The sequence below is a fragment of the Pseudozobellia sp. WGM2 genome, assembly GCF_017810075.1.
Lineage (GTDB): Bacteria > Bacteroidota > Bacteroidia > Flavobacteriales > Flavobacteriaceae > JADNYK01.
This window is the reverse complement of the sequence record NZ_JADNYK010000030.1, coordinates 1-835: the sequence shown is the minus strand read 5'-3', so window position 1 is coordinate 835 and position 835 is coordinate 1. Positions and strand designations below refer to the sequence as shown.

1 protein-coding gene is annotated in these 835 nt (G+C 42.5%); it reads left to right on the top strand.

Features of this window, described 5'->3' with window-relative positions; genetic code table 11:
- Window positions 1-835 (top strand): AMP-binding protein (locus tag IV512_RS19650; protein ID WP_209406452.1); only part of this gene is annotated, 835 nt, incomplete at both ends.

Below are 835 nucleotides of genomic sequence, written 5' to 3'. Positions count from 1 at the left end.
GGCAAAGGCCGTCATCGACCAGGGACTGTTGGACACCTTCCTCGACCAGAAGGAACGCTTCGGAAAGGAAAACACCCGAAACAAGGCAAATCGGGACAGTCTTGTCTATGTAATGTATACCTCTGGCTCCACCGGGAAACCAAAAGGGGTCATGATAGAGAACAAAAGCCTTGTGAATTATATAACTGATTTGAGCAAGCTCGATGGATCAAAGAGTTCAAATACTGTTCTAATAAGTAATATTTCTTTTGATGCCTCCTTAAGACAATTTTTCTTGCCATTAATTTGGGGGAATACCATTCATGTATATGACTTATTGAATAACTTAAAAACATTGCCTTTATATATTTACAATAACAACATAGGCCTTTTAAGCGGCACTCCCAGCATACTTAAAGAAGTTTTAGATTTAAAAGAAAGCTCTAAATTATTTAATAAAATCAAACTTTTAATTTCAGGAGGAGAAAAATTAGAAGAGACCCTTATATCTAAAATTAACAACATTCTAGACTCCAAGGCCTTAATAGTTAATGCCTATGGACCGACCGAATATTGCGTAAATGCTAGTAATGCGAAAATAGATGGTAAAGATTCTCTAATCCACGTTGGTCCTCCTATATCCAACACCCAGGTATATATTCTCGATTCCGACCACAACCTGCTCCCCAAAGGGGTCGCCGGGGAGATCTGCATCTCCGGGGACGGACTGGCCCGAGGGTATCTCAACAGGCCCGAACTCACCCGGGAGAAGTTCGTGCCCCACCCTTTCACCAAGGGCCAAAGACTGTACAAAACAGGGGACCTGGGAAGATGGCTCCCCGACGGCAACATAGAG